At 72.0% G+C, this 20909-nt stretch carries 21 protein-coding genes; 9 read left to right on the top strand and 12 right to left on the bottom strand.

The annotated features are described in order from the left end of the window. Positions 1-3 precede the first annotated feature (3 nt). From GWK25_RS20820 to GWK25_RS20805, 4 genes are all read right to left on the bottom strand, one after another. On the bottom strand, positions 4-597 hold the full coding sequence (locus GWK25_RS20820) for a transglutaminase domain-containing protein (protein ID WP_215452045.1): 594 nt from the start codon (positions 595-597) through the stop codon (positions 4-6). An 84-nt stretch (positions 598-681) separates the two neighbouring features. Further along, positions 682-1752, bottom strand: a complete 1071-nt coding sequence (locus GWK25_RS20815; protein WP_215452044.1) for a low specificity L-threonine aldolase — start codon at positions 1750-1752, stop codon at positions 682-684. Then, complete coding sequence (locus GWK25_RS20810; protein WP_215452043.1) at positions 1749-2501, bottom strand: SDR family NAD(P)-dependent oxidoreductase; 753 nt, start codon at positions 2499-2501, stop codon at positions 1749-1751. Before GWK25_RS20810 ends, GWK25_RS20815 begins: the two co-directional genes overlap by 4 nt. Positions 2502-2548: 47 nt before the next feature. Further along, entirely contained in the window at positions 2549-3946 is a 1398-nt protein-coding gene (locus tag GWK25_RS20805) for a DUF6421 family protein (protein ID WP_215452042.1), read from the bottom strand. A 415-nt stretch (positions 3947-4361) separates the two neighbouring features. On the opposite strand from GWK25_RS20805, the gene GWK25_RS20800 reads away from it, so the two are divergent. Continuing rightward, a complete protein-coding gene (locus GWK25_RS20800; protein ID WP_215452041.1) occupies positions 4362-5045 on the top strand; it encodes a glycerophosphodiester phosphodiesterase family protein in 684 nt (227 codons plus the stop codon). A 4-nt stretch (positions 5046-5049) separates the two neighbouring features. On the opposite strand, the gene GWK25_RS20795 is transcribed toward GWK25_RS20800, so the two are convergent. After that, positions 5050-5586, bottom strand: a complete 537-nt coding sequence (locus tag GWK25_RS20795) for a GNAT family N-acetyltransferase (RefSeq protein WP_215452040.1) — start codon at positions 5584-5586, stop codon at positions 5050-5052. An 87-nt stretch (positions 5587-5673) separates the two neighbouring features. Here GWK25_RS20795 and GWK25_RS20790 point away from each other — a divergent pair, with 87 nt between their 5' ends. Together GWK25_RS20790 and GWK25_RS20785 are read left to right on the top strand one after the other, a co-directional pair. Beyond that, on the top strand, positions 5674-6066 hold the full coding sequence (locus tag GWK25_RS20790) for a VOC family protein (RefSeq protein WP_215452039.1): 393 nt from the start codon (positions 5674-5676) through the stop codon (positions 6064-6066). 91 nt (positions 6067-6157) lie between these two features. Then, entirely contained in the window at positions 6158-6913 is a 756-nt protein-coding gene (locus GWK25_RS20785; RefSeq protein WP_215452038.1) for a VOC family protein, read from the top strand. Between the two features lie 18 nt (positions 6914-6931). Here the strand turns inward: GWK25_RS20785 and GWK25_RS20780 are convergent, their stop codons facing one another. Both GWK25_RS20780 and GWK25_RS20775 read right to left on the bottom strand, forming a co-directional pair. Then, a complete protein-coding gene (locus GWK25_RS20780) occupies positions 6932-7480 on the bottom strand; it encodes a MarR family winged helix-turn-helix transcriptional regulator (RefSeq protein WP_215457974.1) in 549 nt (182 codons plus the stop codon). Beyond that, on the bottom strand, positions 7477-9111 hold the full coding sequence (locus GWK25_RS20775) for an FUSC family protein (protein ID WP_215452037.1): 1635 nt from the start codon (positions 9109-9111) through the stop codon (positions 7477-7479). The genes GWK25_RS20780 and GWK25_RS20775 overlap by 4 nt, the downstream gene beginning before the upstream one ends. Positions 9112-9327: 216 nt before the next feature. Here GWK25_RS20775 and GWK25_RS20770 point away from each other — a divergent pair, with 216 nt between their 5' ends. The 3 genes from GWK25_RS20770 to GWK25_RS20760 all read left to right on the top strand — a co-directional run bounded on the left by GWK25_RS20770 (position 9328) and on the right by GWK25_RS20760 (position 11601). Continuing rightward, the gene (locus GWK25_RS20770; RefSeq protein WP_215452036.1) at positions 9328-9879 is read left to right on the top strand and encodes a DUF5134 domain-containing protein; all 552 of its coding nucleotides are present in this window, start codon (positions 9328-9330) and stop codon (positions 9877-9879) included. 307 nt (positions 9880-10186) lie between these two features. Further along, a complete protein-coding gene (locus GWK25_RS20765; RefSeq protein ID WP_215452035.1) occupies positions 10187-10870 on the top strand; it encodes a phosphatase PAP2 family protein in 684 nt (227 codons plus the stop codon). A gap of 32 nt (positions 10871-10902) precedes the next feature. Further along, positions 10903-11601: an HAD family hydrolase gene (locus GWK25_RS20760; protein ID WP_215452034.1), complete on the top strand. Its 699-nt coding sequence runs from the start codon at positions 10903-10905 to the stop codon at positions 11599-11601. 322 nt (positions 11602-11923) lie between these two features. Here the strand turns inward: GWK25_RS20760 and GWK25_RS20755 are convergent, their stop codons facing one another. After that, positions 11924-13435, bottom strand: a complete 1512-nt coding sequence (locus GWK25_RS20755) for an LVIVD repeat-containing protein (RefSeq protein WP_215452033.1) — start codon at positions 13433-13435, stop codon at positions 11924-11926. 194 nt (positions 13436-13629) lie between these two features. Here GWK25_RS20755 and GWK25_RS20750 point away from each other — a divergent pair, with 194 nt between their 5' ends. Then, positions 13630-14295, top strand: coding sequence for a DUF305 domain-containing protein (locus GWK25_RS20750; protein WP_215452032.1), 666 nt, complete (start codon positions 13630-13632; stop codon positions 14293-14295). 34 nt (positions 14296-14329) lie between these two features. On the opposite strand, the gene GWK25_RS20745 is transcribed toward GWK25_RS20750, so the two are convergent. Beyond that, on the bottom strand, positions 14330-14806 hold the full coding sequence (locus GWK25_RS20745) for a DUF6214 family protein (RefSeq protein WP_215457481.1): 477 nt from the start codon (positions 14804-14806) through the stop codon (positions 14330-14332). A gap of 223 nt (positions 14807-15029) precedes the next feature. On the opposite strand from GWK25_RS20745, the gene GWK25_RS20740 reads away from it, so the two are divergent. After that, positions 15030-16376, top strand: a complete 1347-nt coding sequence (locus GWK25_RS20740) for an FAD-dependent oxidoreductase (protein WP_215452031.1) — start codon at positions 15030-15032, stop codon at positions 16374-16376. 63 nt (positions 16377-16439) lie between these two features. On the opposite strand, the gene GWK25_RS20735 is transcribed toward GWK25_RS20740, so the two are convergent. Then, positions 16440-16793, bottom strand: coding sequence for a helix-turn-helix transcriptional regulator (locus tag GWK25_RS20735; protein WP_215452030.1), 354 nt, complete (start codon positions 16791-16793; stop codon positions 16440-16442). Positions 16794-16936: 143 nt separating this feature from the next. Here GWK25_RS20735 and GWK25_RS20730 point away from each other — a divergent pair, with 143 nt between their 5' ends. Then, positions 16937-18016: an NADH:flavin oxidoreductase/NADH oxidase gene (locus GWK25_RS20730; RefSeq protein WP_215452029.1), complete on the top strand. Its 1080-nt coding sequence runs from the start codon at positions 16937-16939 to the stop codon at positions 18014-18016. A gap of 57 nt (positions 18017-18073) precedes the next feature. On the opposite strand, the gene GWK25_RS20725 is transcribed toward GWK25_RS20730, so the two are convergent. Both GWK25_RS20725 and GWK25_RS20720 read right to left on the bottom strand, forming a co-directional pair. Beyond that, positions 18074-19378, bottom strand: a complete 1305-nt coding sequence (locus GWK25_RS20725; protein WP_215457480.1) for an SGNH/GDSL hydrolase family protein — start codon at positions 19376-19378, stop codon at positions 18074-18076. A gap of 224 nt (positions 19379-19602) precedes the next feature. Then, positions 19603-20883, bottom strand: coding sequence for a PHB depolymerase family esterase (locus GWK25_RS20720; RefSeq protein WP_215452028.1), 1281 nt, complete (start codon positions 20881-20883; stop codon positions 19603-19605). Positions 20884-20909: the final 26 nt, after the last annotated feature.

Below are 20909 nucleotides of genomic sequence, written 5' to 3'. Positions count from 1 at the left end.
GCCCTACAGGGCCACGGGGAGCGTCCTCCACAGGTGCGCCCGGTCGCGGGCCGCCCGGAGGGCGCCGAGCACGGCCGGGTGCGGCGCGGCGTGGAGGATCGGGTCGTCCGACTCGCCCGCCGCGGCATCGGGTACGAAGGCCAGGCGCTCCCCGTCCAGCGAGAACCGCGCGTCCACGCCGGGTTTGTTGCCGCGGGGGTCCTGGCGGTGCCAGGCGCCGTGGAAGCGGACGGCGACCAGGCCGTGGACGACGTGCCCCTCGCCGTCGTCGTGCGCCAGCCGCTGGTAGCAGAGCGCGGTCGGGATGTCCTCGGCACGCAGCAGGGCGGCCAGGGCGTGGGCCTTGGCGTAGCAGATCCCGGTGCGCTGTTCGAGGACGTCGGAGGCGCGCCAGGTCACGCGCGGATCGCCGGCGTCCTGGGAGTGCGGGATGCCGTCGCGGACGTACTCGAACGCGACACGCGCATAGTCATACGAGTCCGTCGCTTCCCTGGCCAGCCGCGCGGCCGTCTGCCGCACCTGTGGATGGTGATGGTCTATGACCTCGTCAGCGGCCAAGTAGGCGGAAAGGTCGGGGTTGTGCTGGATCAGCTCCATGCCCGCAGAGCATAGAAAAACGATCACCCGGGAGTCAATGACTTTTCGGGTGACCGTATATCTATGCAGACCTTCCTAGGGCCGTCAGCGCGCCATCTCCTCCTTCAGCGCCGCGACGAACCCGTCCACGTCCTCCTCCGTCGTGTCGTAGGAGCACATCCAGCGGACGTCACCGGCCGCCTCGTCCCAGAAGTAGAAGCGGTAACGCTTCTGCAGGCGTTCGCTCACGTCGTGCGGGAGGCGGGCGAAGACGGCGTTGGCCTGCACGGGGTACAGGATCTCGACGCCGTGGACCGCGCGGACGCCCTCGGCGAGCCGCTGGGCCATCTCGTTGGAGTGGCGGGCGTTGCGCAGCCACAGATCCTTCGCCAGCAGGGCCTCCAACTGCACCGACACGAAGCGCATCTTGGACGCGAGCTGCATGGAGAGCTTGCGCAGGTGCTTCATCCTGCGGACGGCGTCCTGGTTGATCACGACGACCGCCTCGCCGAACATCGCACCGTTCTTGGTGCCACCCAGGGAGAGCAGGTCCACGCCGACCGCGTTGGTGAACGTCCGCATCGGCACGTCCAGGGAGGCGGCGGCGTTCGCTATCCGCGAGCCGTCCAGGTGCACCTTCATGCCGTGCGCGTGGGCGTGGTCGCAGATCGCGCGGATCTCCTCGGGCGTGTAGAGGGTGCCGAGTTCGGTGCTCTGGGTGATCGAGACGACCTGCGGCATGGCGCGGTGCTCGTCGTCCCAGCCGTACGCCTGCCGGTCGATCAGCTCGGGGGTGAGCTTGCCGTCGGGTGTGGGCACGGTGAGCAGCTTCAGGCCGCCGACCCGCTCGGGCGCCCCGCACTCGTCGACGTGGATGTGCGCACTCTCGGCACAGATCACCGCGCCCCAGCGGTCGGTGACGGCCTGGAGCGCGACGACGTTGGCGCCGGTGCCGTTGAAGACGGGGAACGCCTCCGCGGTCGCGCCGAAGTGGCTGCGCACGATCCGCTGGAGGTTCTCGGTGTAGTCGTCCTCGCCGTAGGAGACCTGGTGCCCGCCGTCGGCCAGGGCCAGGGCGGCGAACACCTCGGGGTGGACGCCCGCGTAGTTGTCGCTGGCGAAGCCGCGGACCTCCGGGTCGTGATGGCGTCGGGCGTCGGTCTTCGGAGGATTCACGGCTTGTCGGTCAGCCACAGACGGTTTCCGTTCACTTCGGCGGCGGGCTTGTCCCAGACCCCGGCGATGGCCTCGGCCAGCTCCTTGACGTCGGTGAAGCCCGCGAACTTCGCGTTGGGGCGGTCGGCGCGCATCGCGTCGTGCACCAACGCCTTCACGACCAGGATGGCAGCCGCGGAGGTCGGTCCCTCCGGCCCGCCCGCCTTGCGGAAGTAGTCGGCCGTGGCGAGCGTCCACGCCTCGGCGGCGGCCTTGGCGGCGGCGTACGCGGCGTTGCCGGCGGTGGGCTTGCTGGCGCCGGCCGCGCTGATCAGGACGTACCGGCCGCGCTCGCTGCGCTGGAGGGCCTCGTGGAAGGCGAGGGAGGTGTGCTGCACGGTGCGGATCAGCAGCATCTCCAGGAAGTCCCAGTCGTCGAGGCTGGTCCGGGTGAAGGTCTCGCTGCCGCGCCAGCCGCCGACGAGGTGGACGAGACCGTCGACCCGGCCGAAGTCCTTCTCGATGCGGGTGGCCCAGTCACGGGTCGACTGCAGGTCGAGGAGATCGACCGTGTCGCCGACGACGGTGGCGCCGCCGTGCGCGTAGCGGGCCGCGTCCACGGCCTCCGAGAGCCGCTCGGGGTCGTTGTCCGAGCCGACGACGATCGCTCCCGCGTCGGCCAGCCGCAGCAGGGCCGCCCGGCCGGCGGGTCCGCCCGCGCCGGCCACCGCGATCACCGCGCCGCTCAGTGCACCGTTGCCGTTCTGCATGGTCTTCGCCTCCTGGGCAGCGACTGTGACGCCTGCGAGCCGGGCGGTCACGCGGCGACCCGCTCGGTGTCCGCCGCGGTGATGCCCTTGGTGGAGGCGATCACGGTCTTCAGCTTCTTGGCGAGCGCCTCATAGAACATGCTGAGCGGAAACTCGTCCGGAAGCACGTCGTCGACGAGTTTCCGCGGCGGCTGCGTCAGATCCAGGGCGTCCGGGCCCTTGGCCCAGCGGGAGCCGGGGTGCGGGGCGAGGTAGGTGGAGACCAGCTCGTACCCGGCGAACCAGTGGACGAGCTTCGGACGGTCGATGCCGTCGCGGTAGAGCTGCTCGATGTCGGCGCAGAGCTGGTTGGTGACCTGCGGGGCGCGCTGCCAGTCGATGTGCAGCTTGTTGTCGGTCCAGCGGACGACGTCGTGCTTGTGCAGGTAGGCGAAGAGGAGCTGGCCGCCGAGGCCGTCGTAGTTGCGGACGCGCTCACCGGTGACCGGGAAACGGAACATCCGGTCGAAAAGGACCGCGAACTGCACGTCACGGGCCTGCGCGACGCCTTCGGCCTCCAGCTTCACGGCCTCCTTGAAGGCGGTCAGGTCGCAGCGCAGCTCCTCCAGGCCGTACATCCAGAACGGCTGGCGCTGCTTGATCATGAACGGGTCGAAGGGCAGGTCGCCGTGGCTGTGGGTGCGGTCGTGGACCATGTCCCACAGGACGAAGGCCTCCTCGCAGCGGGTCTGGTCGTGGACCATCGCGGCGATGTCCTCGGGCAGCTCCAGGCCGAGGATGTCGACGGCGGCGTCGGTCACCCGGCGGAAGCGGGCGGCCTCGCGGTCGCAGAAGATGCCACCCCAGGAGAATCGTTCCGGCGCCTCGCGCACGGCGATGGTCTCCGGGAAGAGCACGGCGGAGTTGGTGTCGTAGCCCGCCGTGAAGTCCTCGAACTTGATGCCGCAGAACAGCGGGTTGTCGTACCGGGTGCGCTCCAGCTCGGCCAGCCACTCGGGCCAGACCATGCGCAGCACGACCGCTTCGAGGTTGCGGTCGGGGTTTCCGTTCTGCGTGTACATCGGGAAGACGACCAGGTGCTGGAGGCCGTCCGCGCGGTTCGCGGCGGGCTGGAAGGCGAGCAGCGAGTCGAGGAAGTCGGGCACCTCGAAGCCCTGGTCGGCCCAGCGCCGCAGGTCCCCGACGAGGGCCCGGTGGTAGGCGGCGTCGTGCGGCAGCAGCGGGGACAGCGCCTCGACAGCCCCGACGACGTCCCGCACGGCCTGCTCGGCGGCACCCCGGTCGGGGGCCCGCTCGGCGCCGAAGTCGATCGAACCGTCCTTGGACTGCCATGGCCGGATCCGCTCCACGGCATCCTTGAGCACGGGCCAGGCCGGGTGCTCCACCACCCTACCGACCGAAGGAACAACGTCCTCCGCAGCCATCTGCACAAGAATTTCCGTCATGACCCATCCTCCACGGGAGAACCTTTCGTAGTGACACCGTACGTAGCGAGGGTTCCTCACCGCAAGACCGATCTTGAGCGGCCCAGCCGGAAATCTTCCCGCCACTCCCCGCACCTAACCGCTGAATCTCCTGTCACACGCGTCGTAGATCACACTTCGTGCGTCACGCCCTCGGTGCCCATGGCACTCGGGGTCAACGCGCGCCGGACTCGCCCACTCAGGGATGACCTGATCGGTGCGGGCCAGGTGCGGAAACGGTCCTGTTCCCCGGGCCGACACGGGGTGACACGACCCGAAAGGGCCCGTGCACATGCGGATGCATCGCACGGCGGGAGGACTACGCTGCGCCCCAGCCGCGTGCCGCCCCTCCCCCGGTCACGCGGGCCGAGCCGCCGTCGACGGAAGCGAGTCCACCTTGAACTTCCTCACCATCGGTCACCGCGGAGTCATGGGTGTCGAACCCGAGAACACCCTCCGTTCCTTCGTGGCCGCCGATCGCGCGGGCCTCGACGTCATCGAACTCGATCTGCATCTGAGCAAGGACGGCGCCCTCGTCGTCATGCACGACGCGGATGTGGACCGGACGACGGACGGCACGGGCCCGATCGCCGACAAGACCCTCGCCGAGCTGCGCGCGCTGGACGCGGGCCGCGGCGAGCGCGTGCCCACCTTCGAGGAGGTGCTGGACGCGGTGCGGGCGCCGCTCCAGGCCGAGATCAAGGACACGGCGGCGGCCCGCGCTCTCGCCGAGGTCATGCACCGGCGCGACCTGGTGAGCCGGGTCGAGGTGCTGTCCTTCCACGACGAGGCGGTCGCGGAGATCGCCCGTCTCGTGCCGGGCGTACGCACCGCGCTGGTCGCCAGCCGCTACGGCACCGACGTCGTGGACCGGGCGGTGGCGGTGGGAGCCGCCACCCTGGTGCTCAACATCCGGCGGCTGACGCTGGAGGTCGTGGAGAAGGCCCGCAAGGCCAACCTGCGGATCATCGGCTGGGTGGTGAACACCCAGGACCACCTGCGCCTGGTCCGCGCCCTCCAGCTGGACGGCGCGACGACCGACTACCCGGACATCAAACGCACGGGCCGCTTCACGGCCTGAACCACTACGCCAGCTCCTTGACCAGGAGCTCGAACCGCAGGTCGTCGCGGCGCGGAATGCCGAAGCGCTCGTCGCCGTACGGGAACGGGGTCGTCCGTCCCGTACGGCGGTAGCCCCGCCGCTCGTACCAGGCGATGAGGTCGTCCCGTACGGAGATCACGGTCATGTGCATCTCGCGCACGCCCCAGGTCTCGCGCGCGATCCGCTCGGCCTCGGCGATGATCACCCTGCCGAGGCCGGCGCCCTGGAGGGCCGGGCTCACCGCGAACATCCCGAAGTAGGCGTGCGCGCCACGGTGTTCGAGCTGGCAGCAGGCGACGACCGTGCCGTCCCGCTCGACGGCGAGCAACCGGCTGTCCGGTGCCTCGACGACCGCCAGGACACCCTCGGGATCGGTCCGCTGCCCGTCGAGGATGTCCGCCTCCGTGGTCCACCCGGCCCGGCTGGAGTCCCCTCGGTACGCCGACTCGATCAGCGCGACCAGGACGTCCACGTCCGCGTCGGTGGCGTCACGGAAGGTCAGGTCGGTGGTGGTGTCCACGGGCTGCTCCTGGTCGGTCTCCGCAGGGCTCGAACACCGAAGAGGGTATCGACAGCCCGCCCCGGCGGAGCGCCTACCCTCGTCCACATGATCCACGTACTGAGCAGCCGCACCCTCCTGCGTCCGACCGACCCGGAGCGCTCCCGCGTGTTCTACGGCGAGCAGCTCGGGCTCCCCGTGTACCGGGAGTTCGGTACGGGCGACCACCGGGGCGTCGTGTACTTCCTCGGCGGCGGTTTCCTGGAGGTCGCGGGTCGCTCGCCGACTCCGCCGTCGCCCGCGCTGAAGCTGTGGCTGCAGGTCGCGGACGTGGCGGCGGCGCACACGGAGCTGCTGGCGGCCGGGGTGGAGGTACGGCGAGAGCCGGTGAAGGAGCCCTGGGGACTGATCGAGATGTGGATCGCCGACCCCGACGGGACAGAGATCGTGCTGGTGGAGATCCCCGCGGACCATCCGCTGCGCTATCGCCCCGGGATCTGAGGGCACACCCCGGTGGCCGGGGCCCGGGCGCGGGCATAGCGTGCTGGAGGGGGACACGCGCACCGCGCCCGATTCCCTTCGGGAGGACGCCATGGAGCTCGAGCGGCCCGTGACCGGTGGGCCCTGCTGGACCGAGCTGGGGACCAGCGACCTGGAGGCGGCCGAGCGGTTCTACACCGAGCTGTTCGGCTGGCGCCCCGAGACCGATCCGCGCCAGGAGGCGGGCGGCTACACGGTGGCCCACCTCGGGGACGCGGCGGTGGCCGCCCTCGCGCCGCTGTACCAGGAATCGCAGCCGGTGGCCTGGAACGTGTCGTTCGCGGTGCGCGACGCGGACGCGGCGGTGACGGCCGTGCGGGCGGCCGGCGGGACCGTCGCGCTGGAGCCCGTGGACGTCTTCGACCTTGGGCGGTTCGCCGTGGTCTTCGACCCGGGCGGCGCGGCCTTCCAGCTCTGGCAGGCGCGGAGCTTTCCCGGCGCCGGACTGTTCAACGCGCCCGGCGCACTCGGCTGGGTCGAGCTGCTGACCCGTGCGCCGGAGCGCGCGCAGCCCTTCTACGCCGCGGTGTTCGGCTGGGGCGTGAGCACCGGTGACTACCCACGGTGGGACATCGACGGCGCCCGCTTCGGCGGCATGATCACGATGGACGAGAAGTTCCCGCCCGAGGTGCCCTCGCACTGGCTGCCGTACTTCACCGTGGAGGACGTCGAGGACACCGCCCGGATCGTCACCGAGGCGGGCGGCACCCTCCTCATGGAGCCCACCACGGTGCCGGAGGGGCCGCGGATCGCGGTGCTGCGGGATCCCCAGGGGGCCGTGTTCGGTGCCCGCGGGGCGGAAACCTAGGCGCGGCCCCGCGCCGGCTCAGGCGCGCGGCAGTCCCAGTCGGCCCTCCAGTTGGATCAGCAACTCGCCCAGCAGTACGGCCAGTTCGCGGCGGTCTCCCGTGTCCACCCCCGAGAGCACGGTCTCCTCGTACGCCAGTTGCTCCGGAATGACGCTGTCCACGAGGTCCCGGCCGGTGTCGGTGAGCCGGACGTGGGCGACGCGCCGGTCGCGGGAGTCGCCCCGCCGCTCGACGAGGCCGCGCTCGGTGAGCAGCTTCAGGCGCTTGGTGACGGCGGCGCCGGAGGCGAAGGTCTCACGGGCGATCTCACTGGGCGTCAGTTCGTGGCCCGTGCGGCGCAGCGTGCCGAGGACGTCGAACTCGGGGCGGGTGAGCCCGGCGTGACGCAACGGCGCGTCCTCGGCCTGCTGAAGGAGGGCGGCACACCGGTTGACGCGGCCGATGATCTCCATCGGGGCCGTGTCGAGACCGGGGTGCACCGTCTGCCACTGGCGCACCACCTTGGCGACCGTGTCCCCGAGAGCCGCGCCGCTCCCCGCCCCCGCCCGCCCGTTGCCTGCCGTCATGCCCGTGCGCCCTCCGCTTCCCGGAACCCGTGCTGTCGTACCGTCGCCGCGAGCGTACGGTGTCCGGCCCGTTCGACGTGTGTCACCCGCTCCGACGGCAGGGCGCGTTGCCACCATTCGCCGCTCGCGGTGTCGGTGACGGCGCGCAGTTCGACCAGGGCCGCGGCCAGGGCGTGCCGTGCGGCGGGCAGGGCGCCGGGGGTGGCGTCCCCGTCGGCGGCGGTGCGGAGGGTGTGCGCGCGGGCGCGCTCCACGGCGGCGAGGGCGTGGGCGACCCGGTCGCCGGAGCGCCGGTCGGTGACGACGACCGCCGTGAGGAAGCCGACCGTCACGCCGACGAGGGTGTCCAGGAGCCGGGCGGTGATCAGTTCGCCGGGGTCCGCGAAGCGGATGAACTCGGTGGCGAGGAGGGCCATCGGGGTGACGCAGACCGTGCCGAGCCAGTAGTTGCGGCTGATCAGGGCCTCGGCGCCGAAGCCGAGCGCGAGGCAGCACAGGACGAGCGCCGTCGGGCCGAGGTGGGCGAGCGGGACGAGGGCGGCGAAGGCGAGTACCCCGGCGATGTTTCCGACGACGCGCTGGACGCCCCGGTTCCAGGTGAGGGTGAGGTTCGCCTGGTAGAGCGAGGCGGCGGTGACGAGGGCCCAGTAGGGGCGGCCGACCCCGAGCGCGAGGGAGGCGTACCCGGCGAGGGCGCACCCGAGCGCCGTGCGGACGGCGAGGGGGGCGAGCGGACCGAGCGCGCTGCACAGCGCCGGACGGCGGGGCCGCCGTCCTGGCCGTGTGTCGAGTGGTTCGTCGGCCTCCTCCGCCGAGGTGGCGGCCCGCCCGAGGTGGGCAGCGGTGCGCGGTCGCGGTGCGAGCGCGCGCAGCCGGCCGGGGTGCGCCTCGGCGGGCGCGGCGAGTGCGGTGTCGGCGCGGACCAGGAGCGCCGCGAGGGCGCGCCGCGGCTCGGTGCGGGCGCCGGCGGCGAGCAGGGTCTGCCAGGCGGTGTGCACGGCGGCCGCGGCGGCCGCGCGGGACCCGGGCCGCTCGGGTGCCTCGGCGTGGGCGGCCACCGCGTTCAGCGCCTGGGCGGTGGCGCGGCACTCCGGGCCGTAGGGGCGCACCAGGCCGGGGGCCATGCACACGAGCCAGGCCCAGGCGCCCGCGAGGGCGGCCACGGCGAGGTGGCCGGGGACCTGGGCGAGGCTCTGGGGCGTGAAGAGGGCCGCCGAGGTGACGAAGGTGAAGATGACGTTGGCGGGCGGCCCGATCCGGCTCGCGTCGCTCAGGGCCTTCTGCGCGGCGGCGAGGAGCGCGCCGACGGTCACGAGCACCACCGCGTTCGTGGTGAGCGAGGCGGTGACGAGGGCGACCGCGAGTCCGGCGACCATGCCGAGCACGACCCGGGCGAGGGTCAGGGCGCGGTCCGCGTAGGGGCGGTGGTGGGCGTAGAGCGCGCACAGGGAACCGGCCATCGCGTACATGGCCAGGTCGAGGCGGCCGAGCGCGAGCAGCGCCAGGTTCGGCGGTGCCATCGCGACGACCACGCTGAGCGCGGGCTTGAACCAGATCTCGGAGGGGCGGTTCAACCGGAGGACGCCGGAGAGCGGGAGCCGGCGGGCACGGTGTGGTCGGACGCTGCGCATCCCCTAACCTTAGCTGGTGTTTTACTTGTGAAGTATATGCAGCTGTGGCACTCGTCTCGCGCTTCTCGGTGGCACCCGCCCGCCATCGCGCACTCCCGCGCGCTCCCCCGCGTACACCCTTGCGCTCGTATGCGCGCCATCGGGCCCGGGCATGCCCTGACCGACTGTCCGACCTCACTCTCGGCCCGACCTACGTCGTCGAACGGGGAGGTACTGGTGCACGGACCGGTTTCGGCCGGCTGGCTGCTGGTCGCGCTGTGCGCGGTGACCGGGGGGTACTGCCTGCTGCGGATGCGCAGCGCCGTGGAGGAGCAGCGGCGCGCCGCCGGCGGCGAGGCGCTCATGGGGTTCGGCATGGCGGCGATGGCCGTGCCCGCCGCGGCCCTGACTCCGCCGCGCTGGGCGTGGCTCTGCTACGCGCTCGTGTTCGGCGCGGCCGCGGTGCGCGCGCTGTGGGCGGCCCGCGGGAACGCGCACCATCTGCACCATCTGGTGGGCGCGCTGGCGATGGTCTACATGGCCGCGGTCATGGCCGCCGCGCCGAACGGCGGTCACGGCGGCACGGGCCTGCCCCTGGTGACAGGTGCGCTGCTGGTGTACTTCGCCGGGTACGTGGTGCGGGCGGGGCTCCGGCTCGTGCCCTTGGCGGCCGCCCCCGGGGCGCCGGTTCGGGCCGGGGCGGCCGGCTGGGGCGACCGGCCGGAGCTGGCGCGGGCCTGCCGGCTCTCCATGGGCATCGGGATGTTCGCCATGCTGCTGACGGTCTGAACCGCCGCGAGCGAACTCCGGCTGCGCGCCCCGCCGTTGCCCGGCGAGGAGCCGGACGGCGACCGGCTGGTCGTGGTCGAGGGCGCGACTGGACGCCGGCGGCTGCCCGGCCCCACACCCCGACCGGTCCGGTGGCTTTCGTCCCGGCATTGCGGGCACTCGACAGGTTGTGATTCGGCAAAGAGGTGATCAAGACCAACCCAAGGACAACGCGCGGCGCGAGGACTTTGCTCCGGTCGCACGGCGTGACAGTGATCTCACGCCTCGGTATTGGCCCGAGACCCCGGGAGTCGGCCAGGATCGCTGTATGCACACCCCCACCGTCGACTCGCCGCCCCACCGGCCGTCGACCCACCGCACCGTCCGCGCCACCGCCGGGTGCGCGGCGTCCTCCGTCGTCCTGCTCGTCCTGGTCGCTGTCTCATGGGCGCCGCTCATGGCGCTGGACGAGAACATCGCGAACACCACGCACGGATGGGCCGTCGACGAACCCGGCGTCACCCACGCGTTCCGCATCCTGACGGACTGGGTCTGGGACCCGGTGACGATGCGACTGCTGGTGGCGGCCACCGCGATCTGGTTGGTGTGGCGCCACCGGGAGTGGTGGCTCGCCCTCTGGCTCGCGGTCACCTGCGCGGCGGGCACGGCGCTCCAGCAGGGACTGAAGGCGGCCGTCGGCCGGGAACGGCCCGCGTGGCCCGATCCCGTCGACTCCGCCCACTACGCCGCGTATCCCTCGGGTCACGCCATGACGGCCACGGTCGTCCTCGGACTGCTGGTGTGGCTGCTGCACCGGTACGGCGCCGGACGCGCCGTCGTGCGCACGGCGGTGGTGGTGACCGTCGTCTCCGTCGTGGGCGTCGGGCTGACCCGGATCTGGCTGGGCGTGCACTGGGCGTCGGACGTGCTGGCCGGTTGGCTGCTGGGCGGCCTGACGATCGCGCTGGCGCTGCTCGCGTACGAGAAGTGGGGTGCGCCGAGGCGTCCTTGACCGGGCGCGCACGGTCACGAAGGATCGACGGCATGACGGTCAAAGGAGTGCTGTTCGACTTCTCCGGGACGCTCTTCCGCGTGGAGTCCACCGAGTCCTGGCTCCGCGCGGCCCTCACCGACTCCTCGCTCACCCTGCCCGAGGCCGAGTTGACTCGTACGGCACAGGCGCTGGAGCGTGCGGGCGCCCTGCCGGGCGGGGCGCCACCGGCGGAAGCGCCGACCGGCGAACTGGCCGGCCTGTGGGCGCTGCGGGACCGGAGCGCCGAGGAGCACCGGGCCGCGTTCACCGGCCTCTCCCGGCAGGTGGCGCTCCCGACCCCCTCGCTCCACGACGCGCTGTACGACCGCCATATGACACCGTCGGCCTGGAGCCCCTACCCGGACGCCGCCAAGGTGCTCGCGGCCCTGCGGCGGCGCGGGGTCGCCGTCGGTGTGGTGAGCAACATCGGCTGGGACCTGCGGCCGGTGTTCCGCGCGCACGGCCTCGACGCGTACGTCGACGTCTACGTGCTGTCGTACGAGCACGGTGCGCAGAAGCCGGACCCGAGGCTGTTCGCGCTGGCCTGCGCGGAGCTCGGTGTGGACGCGCGGGACACCCTCATGGTCGGTGACGACCGGCGCGCCGACGGCGGTGCCGCGGCGCTGGGGTGCCGGGTGCACTTCGTGAACCATCTGCCGATCGCGGGGCGGCCGGACGGGCTGCGGCCCGTACTGGAGTTGCTGGACTGAGGTGCCGTCGGCCGTCTCACCGTGCGGGGGCCGTCCGCCCGTGTCCGGTGCGCCGCACGGCTGTTCGTCGCCGCCGGACGTCCGTCCCGGACCGTCCCCCGTGCGGCCCGGGACGAACAACGGCCGGGCCGGCGCACACAGGGTCGCCGCCCGGAGGCGCTGAGTATAGTTCGCCGATCGTCGCCCGCGCGGGAGTTACAGGATGTCCTCGCAGGGCGCCCCGGTCGACGCGGGCGCCGGGAGCGCGGTGTCCCGCCGGTCCCCGAAGGGCCCGGCGGGACGGGTGACCCGACCGCGGTGGCGGTCGCGGTGCCGCTGCCTCCTACCAGTCGAAGCCGTAGTAGTCCGGCTGGGTCTGGACGTTGAGCTCACGCATGGGGACCCACTTCGCCGGGTCCGTGCGCCTGTCGTTGATCTTCAGGACGTCGAAGCCCTTCACCATGTCGTTCGAGTAGATGTAGCCGTTGTAGTAGTACGCCGACCAGGAGCCGCCGCCCACCAGGGTGGTGGTGGAGATCGGGCCGCGCTCGAAGTACGCGATCTCCTTGGGCTTGGAGGAGTCGGTGAAGTCCCAGACGGAGACACCGCCCTGGTACCAGGCCTGGACCATGATGTCCTTGCCCGGGACCGGGATCAGCGAGCCGTTGTGGGCGACGCAGTTCTCGGTGTCGGCCTGGTGGCGGGGGATCTTGTAGTAGCTCTTGAAGACGAGCTTGCGCTGATCGCCCTTGCCGACGATGTCGTAGATGCCGTCGGCACCGCGGTTCGGGCCGGTCGCCTCGTTGCAGGTGGCCGCGCCGCCGCCGCCCAACTCGTCGGTGAAGACGACCTTGTTCGCCTTCTGGTTGAAGCTGGCCGAGTGCCAGAACGCGAAGTTCACGTTGTCCTGGACCTGGTCGATGACCTTCGGGTTCTCCGGGTCCTTGATGGAGAACAGGATGCCGTCGCCCATGCACGCGCCGGCGGCGAGGTCCTTCGACGGCAGCACCGTGATGTCGTGGCAGCCGGTGGTCTTGGAGACGCCGGGGTTCGTGGGTGAACCCGGGTTGCCGCCGCCGTCCGGGCCCTCACCGGGGAACAGCACCGGGAAGCCCACCACGGCCGCCTTCTCCGGGGACTTGCGCGGCACCTTGATGACGGAGATGCCGTCGTGCGGGGGCTGGCAGTCGGGGAACGCGGCGTTCGGCGAGTACGAGGAGACGTAGACGTAGACGTTCCTGCGCTCGGGCACCAGGGTGTGGGTGTGCGAGCCGCAGGGCGTCTCCACGGCGGCGACGTACTTCGGGTTCGCCTTGTCGCTGATGTCGAAGATCTTCATGCCCTCCCACGACGACTTCTCCGTCGCGGGCTGCGTGGTGCTGCTGCAGGAGTTGTCGCTGCGCGAGGAGTCCGTGGACAGGAACAGCAGGTTCCCGGAGACGGAGATGTCGTTCTGCGAGCCCGGGCAGAGGACCTGGGCGACCGTCTTCGGCGCCCTCGGGTTGCTGATGTCGAAGACGCGGAAGCCGTCGTAGTTGCCGGCGAAGGCGTACTTGCCCTGGAAGGCGAGGTCCGAGTTGGTGCCCGGCAGCGCGTCCTTGGGGATGTTGGTCAGGTGCTGGATGTTGCTGGAGTGGACGATCTCGTCCTGGCCGGGGATCTCGCCGGCGGCTATCGCCTCCCGCGCCTCGGCGGCATCGCTCTTGGAGACCTTCTCCCGCACGGCGGGCGAGTCCCCGGGGTCGGGGGTCGCGGCCGCCGGACCGGCGGTGAGCAACGCGGCCAGGAGGCCGGCCGCAGTCGCGGCGACTCCCAGACGTCTGCGCCGCGTCCGAAGGTTGTTCAACAGGGTCACTGTGTCCTCCCTTGTGGCCGTTCGCAGTTGAACGGTTCGAGCACCTCCGCAGTATCGTCTTCATCATGCACAGATCAACAGACGGAAATGTATTTGTAACGAACAAATTTGATCACCCGCACGCGAAAGCGTGTTAGGAACGTTCGTCAACACTCACGAGGTGTACGCCCGTTACTGTGTCCCAGGAGGTCACTGTGCTCGTTCGCCGCACATCCCGCGCGCCGCTGGTCACGGCCTCGCTGACGGTCGCCCTGCTGGTGCTCGCGGGCTGCGACTCGGGGACCGAGGCGGCCCCGGACGGCGGATCGGGCGGGTCGAGCGGACCGGCGGTGATCGCGCCCGGAAAACCCGGTGAGGCCGCTCGAACCCTCTCGCCGGAAGACGCCGAGAAGCAGCGGGCGGAGGACGACTCCCCGAATTCCGCGGACTTCGACTACGCCCGCATGATGATCCAGCACCACACCCAGGCCCTGGAGATGACCGAACTCGCCCCCGACCACGCGAAGTCGACCGGGGTGAAGCGGATCGCCGAGCGCATCTCGGCCGCCCAGAAGCCGGAGATCGAGGCCATGGAGGGATGGCTGAAGGCCAACGGCGACGACGGGCAGGACACTTCGCACGACCACGACAAGATGCCCGGCATGGCGACCGGGGCCCAGCTGAAGGAACTCGGCACGCTCGACGGGGCGAAGTTCGACCAGTTGTTCCTGAAACTGATGATCACCCATCACGAGGGGGCGATCACCATGGCCACGGATGTGAAGGCGCAGGGCAACAACATCCTGATCGAGGAGATGGCCGACGACGTCATCGCCCAGCAGACCACGGAGATCAGCCGGATGCGCGACCTGACGCAGTGACCGGCCGCCCTCCCCCGCGTCCCCGGCCCCGGACTCAGCGGCGGGCGTGACGGGGGCCGAGCAGGCCCTCGTCACGCGCCCCGGCGATCAGCCGCAGCGCCTTGCGGCGACTGTGCCCGGTCGCGCACATCACCGCGAGGACCGGGTCGTAGCCGCTCCGCTGCGCGGCGAGATACTCCTCGGCCACCAGCCGCCGCCCCTCCACACCGCGCGGCCACGCCGGCCGGGCCCGCCGCCCGGGCCCGTACGAGGTCCGCGGCGGCTCCTCCTCGACGAGGTCCGGCACCGTGCCGCACGCCTCGAACAGCGGCCCCTCGATCCAGTCGGCGAGCTCCGAGAGGTCGTCCAGGGACAGCGGTGGCTGGGCGCGTACGTCCTCCAGTGACAGCCGGCCCCCGCAGACCACCGCGAGGACCTCGACCCCGGCACCGTCCGGGAACGAGAGCCGGGCGTTGAACCAGGCCGTGGCGCCGTCGTGCTCCTGCACTTCCCACGCGGGCCACACGGACACCGCGCCGTCCTGCCAGTGGCGGTCGGAGAGATTGAGAAAGGATGCTTCCAGCACCCACGCAACGTAAACGCATGATCACATTCTCTGCGCGCAGCCACGCGTGCCGGGGATGCACGGCACCCCGACGGCGCAGCATCCCGCCCTCGCTTCCCACCTCCCCCGGCGGGCCCGGCGGTGGGATCCTTGAGGCATCAGCGCATCTCCTCGCGCAAGGAGTTCCGCCGTGCTGCGAGTCGCCGTCGTCGGTTCGGGGCCGAGCGGGTGCTACACCGCCCAGAGCCTCGTCCAGCAGGACCCGGGGGTGCACGTCCACGTGCTGGACCGGCTGCCGTGCCCGTACGGCCTGGTGCGCTACGGGGTGGCCCCGGACCACGAGAAGATCAAGTCGCTGCAGAACAACCTGCGGACCGTCCTGGAGCACGAGCGGGTGCGTTTCCTCGGCGGCGTGCGGGTGGGCGCGGGCGGGGTGCCCGTCGCCCGGCTGCGGGAGCTGTACCACGCGGTCGTGTACTGCGTGGGCGCCGCGACGGACAGACGGCTGGACATCCCGGGCGAGGAACTGCGCGGCAGCTGGTCGGCGACGGAGTTCGTCGCCTGGTACAGCGCGCACCCGGACGCGGTGGCCGACGGCTTCCTCGCCGGGGCCCGTACCGCCGTCGTCGTCGGGGTGGGCAACGTCGCGGTGGACGTCACGCGGATGCTCGCGCGCGGGGCGGCCGAACTGACGCCCACCGACATGCCCCAGGCCGCCCTGGACTCCCTCGCCGTCGGCACGGTCACCCGCGTGCACATGATCGGCCGCCGGGGCCCCTCCCAGGCGCGGTTCACCACCAAGGAGCTGCGCGAGCTGGGCGCCCTCCCCGACACCCGGGTGACCGTCGACCCGGCCGAGCTGGAGCTGGATCCCGGCTATGCCGACCCGTCGTCCCTGCCCGCCGCGCAGCGCCGCAACGTCGAGGTGCTGCGCGGCTGGGCCACCGCGCCCGCCCCGGCCGGCCGCCACGGCATCCGACTGCGCTTCTTCCTGCGGCCCGTCGAGATCCTCGCCGACGGGGACCGCGTCCGCGCCGTACGCCTGGAGCGCACGGAGCCCGACGGACACGGCGGGGTGAGCGGCACCGGACGGTACGAGGAGATCGAGACCCAGCTGGTCCTCCGCTCGGTCGGCTACCGGGGCGTCCCGGTCGACGGCCTCCCCTTCGACCCGGTCCACGGCACGGTCCCGCACGCCGCCGGACGCGTGCTCCGCGACGGGGTGCCCTCCCCGGGCGAGTACGTGGCCGGCTGGATCAAGCGCGGCCCCACCGGAGTGATCGGCACCAACCGCCCCTGTGCGAAGGAGACGGCGACCTCGCTGCTGGAGGACGCGCCGGAGCTCGCGGCCAGGAGCCTGCCGGACGACCCGGTGGCGCTGCTGCGGGCAGCGGGCTGCGAGCCGGTCGAGTGGTCCGGCTGGCAGTCGATAGAGCGGGCCGAGGCGGCCCTGGGAGCCTCCCTGGGCAGAGGCGTGGTGAAGATCCCCGACTGGGAGTCCCTGATGACGGCCGCGCGCGGCGGCACCGCGCCCTGAGGGGCGGGGGCGGGTTCGGTCGGCGTCCCCGGGGGGCGGGTTCGGTCGGTGTTCGTCGTGGGTTCAGTCGGCCCCGAGGCGGGCGGCCTCCCGGGCGGCGGCGTCGACGAGGGTGTCGAGGAGCCCCGGGAAGAGACCGTCGAGGTCGTCCCGGCGCAGACCGTTCATCTTGGCCGTGCCCCGGTAGACCTGCCGGATCACCCCGCTCTCGCGCAGCACCCGGAAGTGGTGGGTGGTCGTGGACTTGGTGACGGGCAGGTCGAAGTACGAGCACGAGAGCTCGTCGCCGTCGGCGGCGAGTTCGCGCACGATGCGCAGCCGCATGGGGTCGGAGAGCGCGTGCAGCACGGACTCCAGCCGGATCTCCGCACGTGCCGGGTGCGGGAGGTCGCGGCTGCTGACGGCGGGCGAGGTCACGGCGGCTCCACTGCGTCGGGCCTTCAGGGAGAACCCATTGTACGAGACCTATCGTAGTTTGACATCTTCCGTACTACGATGGCTATCGTACGAGCCGTGCACCGTCCGTTCCGTGACGGCATCCCATGACGATTGGAGTCGCCGTGAGCGCGCTCTTCGAGCCCTACCGCCTGCGTGAACTGACCATCCCGAACCGGGTGTGGATGCCCCCGATGTGCCAGTACTCGGCCGCGCCCGAGGGCCCCCTGGCGGGCGCCCCGAACGACTGGCACTTCGCGCACTACGCGGCGCGCGCCACCGGCGGCACGGGCCTGATCATCGTCGAGGCGACCGCCGTCTCCCCCGAGGGCCGCATCTCTCCGTACGACCTCGGCCTCTGGAACGACACCCAGGTCGAGGCGTTCCGCCGGATCACCGGGTTCCTGAAGGGGCAGGGGACCGTGCCGGCGGTACAGCTCGCGCACGCGGGGCGAAAGGCCTCGACCGATCAGCCGTGGCGGGGCGGTGCGCCGGTCGGCGCGGACGCGCACGGCTGGCAGCCGGTCGCGCCCAGCTCGCTGGCCTTCGACGAACGGCACCCGGTACCGGACGAGTTGACGGTCGATCAGATCCAGGACGTCATCGGGCGGTTCGCGGAGGCGGCCCGCAGGGCACTGGCCGCCGGGTTCGAGGTCGTCGAGATCCACGGCGCACACGGCTATCTGATCAACGAGTTCCTCTCCCCGCACTCCAACCGGCGCACCGACTCCTATGGCGGCTCGTGGGAGAACCGGATCCGTCTCGCGCTCGAAGTCGTCGACGCGGTACGGGAGGTGTGGCCGGCGGACAAGCCGCTGTTCTTCCGGGTCTCCGCCACCGAGTGGCTGGAGGACGGCGGCTGGACCGCCGACGACACGGTCCGTCTGGCCGCCGAGCTGAAGGCGCACGGCGTGGACCTGTTGGACGTCTCCTCGGGTGGCAACGCCCCCGGGGTCCGCATCCCCGTCGGCCCCGGCTACCAGGTGCCCTTCGCCGCCCGGGTCAGGAACGAGAGCGCGCTGCCCGTCGCCGCCGTCGGCCTGATCACGGAGGCCGAGCAGGCTGAGAAGATCCTCGCCAATGGCGAGGCCGACGCGGTCCTGCTCGGCCGGGAACTGCTCCGCAGCCCCTCCTGGGCCCGACAGGCGGCCCGTGAACTCGGGGGCGAGGTGCGTGTCCCCGAGCAGTACCACCGTTCGGTCTAGGCCGGGCACCGGTACGGGTGCGCGCCCGGCCACCCGTAGGCATGCCTCCCGTGCCGGTCAGCCCCGCCGGAGCAGCCGGGGCGGGACCGCCTCGGCCAGGATGCGGTAGCCCTCCGGGTTGAGGTGCAGCCAGTCGCCGTCGTGCAGGCCGGGCAGGAGGCGGCTCGGGTCGGCGGGGTCGCGGACCGCGCGGTCGAAGTCGAGGACGGCGTCGAAGCGGCCGCTGCCGCGGATCCAGCTGTTGACGGTCTGCCGCGCGGCCTCCCGGTGCCCGGCGGCGTCGTCGTAGGGGGTGTTGCCGCCGAAGGGCAGCAGGGTGGCGCCGTACACGCGGATGCCCTGCGCGTGGGCGCGGACGATGATCTGCTCGTAGCCGGCGATGAGGTCGGCGGCGACGCGCTGCTGGGCGGCGGGGGTGGCTTCGGCGGTGCCCAGGTCGTTGACGCCCTCGAAGACGATGAGCTGTCCGACCGCGCTGTGGGCCAGGACGTCGCGGTCCAGGCGGGCGAGGGCGCCCGGCCCGAGCCCGTCGTTGAGGACGCGGTTGCCGCCCGCCGCCTGGTTCACCACGGCGATGTGCCGGGTGTCGGGCTGCCGCTGCAACCGGTCGAAGAGCTGGTCCGGCCAGCGGTTGTTGCCGTTGGTGGTGGAGCCCCGGCCGTCGGTGAGCGAATCACCGAGGACGGCGACGGCGGTCGCGGCGGGCCGGGACAGCACCTCGACGTCGCTGAGCAGGTACCAGTGGTTGGTCGGGGTCGCGCCGGGCAGGTCCGCGTCCTCGGTGTGGTCGCCGTGCAGCAGGTACGAGGTGGTGCGGGAGCCGGGGTGCGAGGTGAGGGCGAGGGATGCCTGCCCCTCGGCGAGGTACGCCGTCACGGTGAGATTGGTGCCGGGCTTCAGCGCGAAGTCCAGCGGGTCCGAGACCACTTGGGCGCCGACCGGCACGGTCGTGGCCTTCCGCCCACTGAACGTGACCGGCCGGGAGGTACCGGGTTCGATGGCGCCGACGCCCGCCCGCCCGTCCAGCGGGAGGGCCACCCGTACGGCGGTCAGGGGCAGCGCGCTGCCGCCGAAGGCGTTGGAGAAGCGGAGCCGCAGGCGGTCGCCGCCGGTGGTCACACGGACGGTCTGCCGCAGGGTGGTGTCGACCAGCACGGCCCGGTCCCCGGTGAACGGCGCGGGCGGCATGTTGTGCGGCTCGGTGAGCTGCGGCATCGCGGACCAGGTGTTCACCCAGTGCCGGGCGGCCGTCGCCGTGTCTCCGGCGCCGGTCCCGTCCGCCCGGTGCGGGCTCCTGACCAGGGCGACCACGGCGGACGAGGCCACCACGAGGGCCAGGGCGAGGACACAGGCGGCGAGCACGGCCGCGAACGGCGCCCTGCCGGACGGCCGGACGGGCTGAGGGCTGTCGATCGGGTGCACGTACGGTGCCTCTCTTCGGAAGGGGGAGGAAGCGGGCGGAGCACGGGGGGACAGGGCTGAGGGCCGGAAGAGCCGGAAAGGGCCGGAAGAGCCGGAAGGGCTGGGGGCGTCCGCTCGGCACGCGGCACCGTCCCGGACCGAGCCCTCCGCCCCGTCCGTGGGCGTCAATCCGTAGTGCAGGCAGCCCCGTTGAGCGTGTACGCCGAGGGGGCCGCGCTGTTGCCGACGTGGGTGGCCTGGTAGCCGAAGCCGACGCTCGCTCCAGGTGCGATCGCGGCGTTGTACGTGGCGTTCGTCGCCGTCACGGCCCCGCTCGCCGGGCTGTACGTCGCGCCCCAGCCGCCCGTGACGGTCTGTCCGGAGGGCAGGGTGAACCCCAGCTTCCAGCCGTTGACCGCCGTCGTACCGGTGTTGGTGACGGTCACCGAGGCGGTCAAACCGTTGCTCCACGCGTTGGTGGTGACGGTCACCTTGCAGGGACCGGCCGGAGGCTGGGGGGCAGGGCCGGAGGCGCCCAGGCCGAAGAAGGTGAGCACGCGCTCGCCCATGCCCCGGGCGTAGACGTTGTGGCCGGTGCCCTGGAGGCTGATGGCCTCGACGGGGGCGCGGTCACCGGTGCCGCCGTAGCGGGTGCGGGTCCAGTTGGACTGGGGCGAGTCGGTGGCGGCCGGTGTCTGGCCGACACCGTGCACATTGGTCCACTGCTTGATCTCCTCGCCGAAGTTGGGGTAGCGCAGCACGTCGTCCGTGGTGCCGTGCCAGAGCTGCATGCGCGGCCGGGGCCCGGTGTAGCCGGGGTAGGCACGGCGGACGAGGTCGCCCCACGCCTGCGGGGTGCGGATGACGGTGCCGTTCGCGCAGTCGCTGTTCCACTCGGAGCCGTTGGTGGTGGCGAAACAGGCGAAGGGCACGCCCGCGAAGGCGGCGCCGGCGGCGAACACGTCGGGGTAGTCGCCGAGGAGGACGTTGGTCATCATCGCGCCGGAGGAGATACCGGTGGCGAAGATCCGGTCGGTGTCGGCGCCGTAGGTGCGGACGGTCCAGTCGACCATGGACTTGATGCCCACGGGGTCACTGCCGCCGCCCCGGGTCAGTGCCTGCGGGGAGGCGACGTCGAAGCACTTGCTGCTCCGGGTGACGGACGGGTACACGACGATGAACCCGTAGCGGTCGGCCAGCGAGGCGTACTCGGTGCCGCTGTACATCGCCGGTCCCGAGCCGGTGCAGTAGTGCACGGCGACCACGATCGCCGGCTTCGCGGTGACGCTGCTCGGGACGTACAGGTACATCTGCAGGTTGCTGGGGTTGGTACCGAAGCCGGTGATCTCGGTGAGCGCGGCCCGGGGGGCGGCCTCGGTTCCCGCGTCCGCGGCGGCGGCCGCGGGGGCGGTCAGGAGTGTGGCGGCGAGCAGCGCCGTCAGCGCTCCCAGCAGTGCGACGAACATCGGACGCCGTGGTCGGCGTGTCCGGT

It is taken from the genome of Streptomyces sp. ATCC 21386, from assembly GCF_018728545.1.
In the GTDB taxonomy this organism is placed as follows: Bacteria; Actinomycetota; Actinomycetes; order Streptomycetales; family Streptomycetaceae; genus Streptomyces.
The sequence above is the reverse complement of the archived record's forward strand: the minus strand, read 5'-3'. Positions and strand labels throughout refer to the sequence as shown.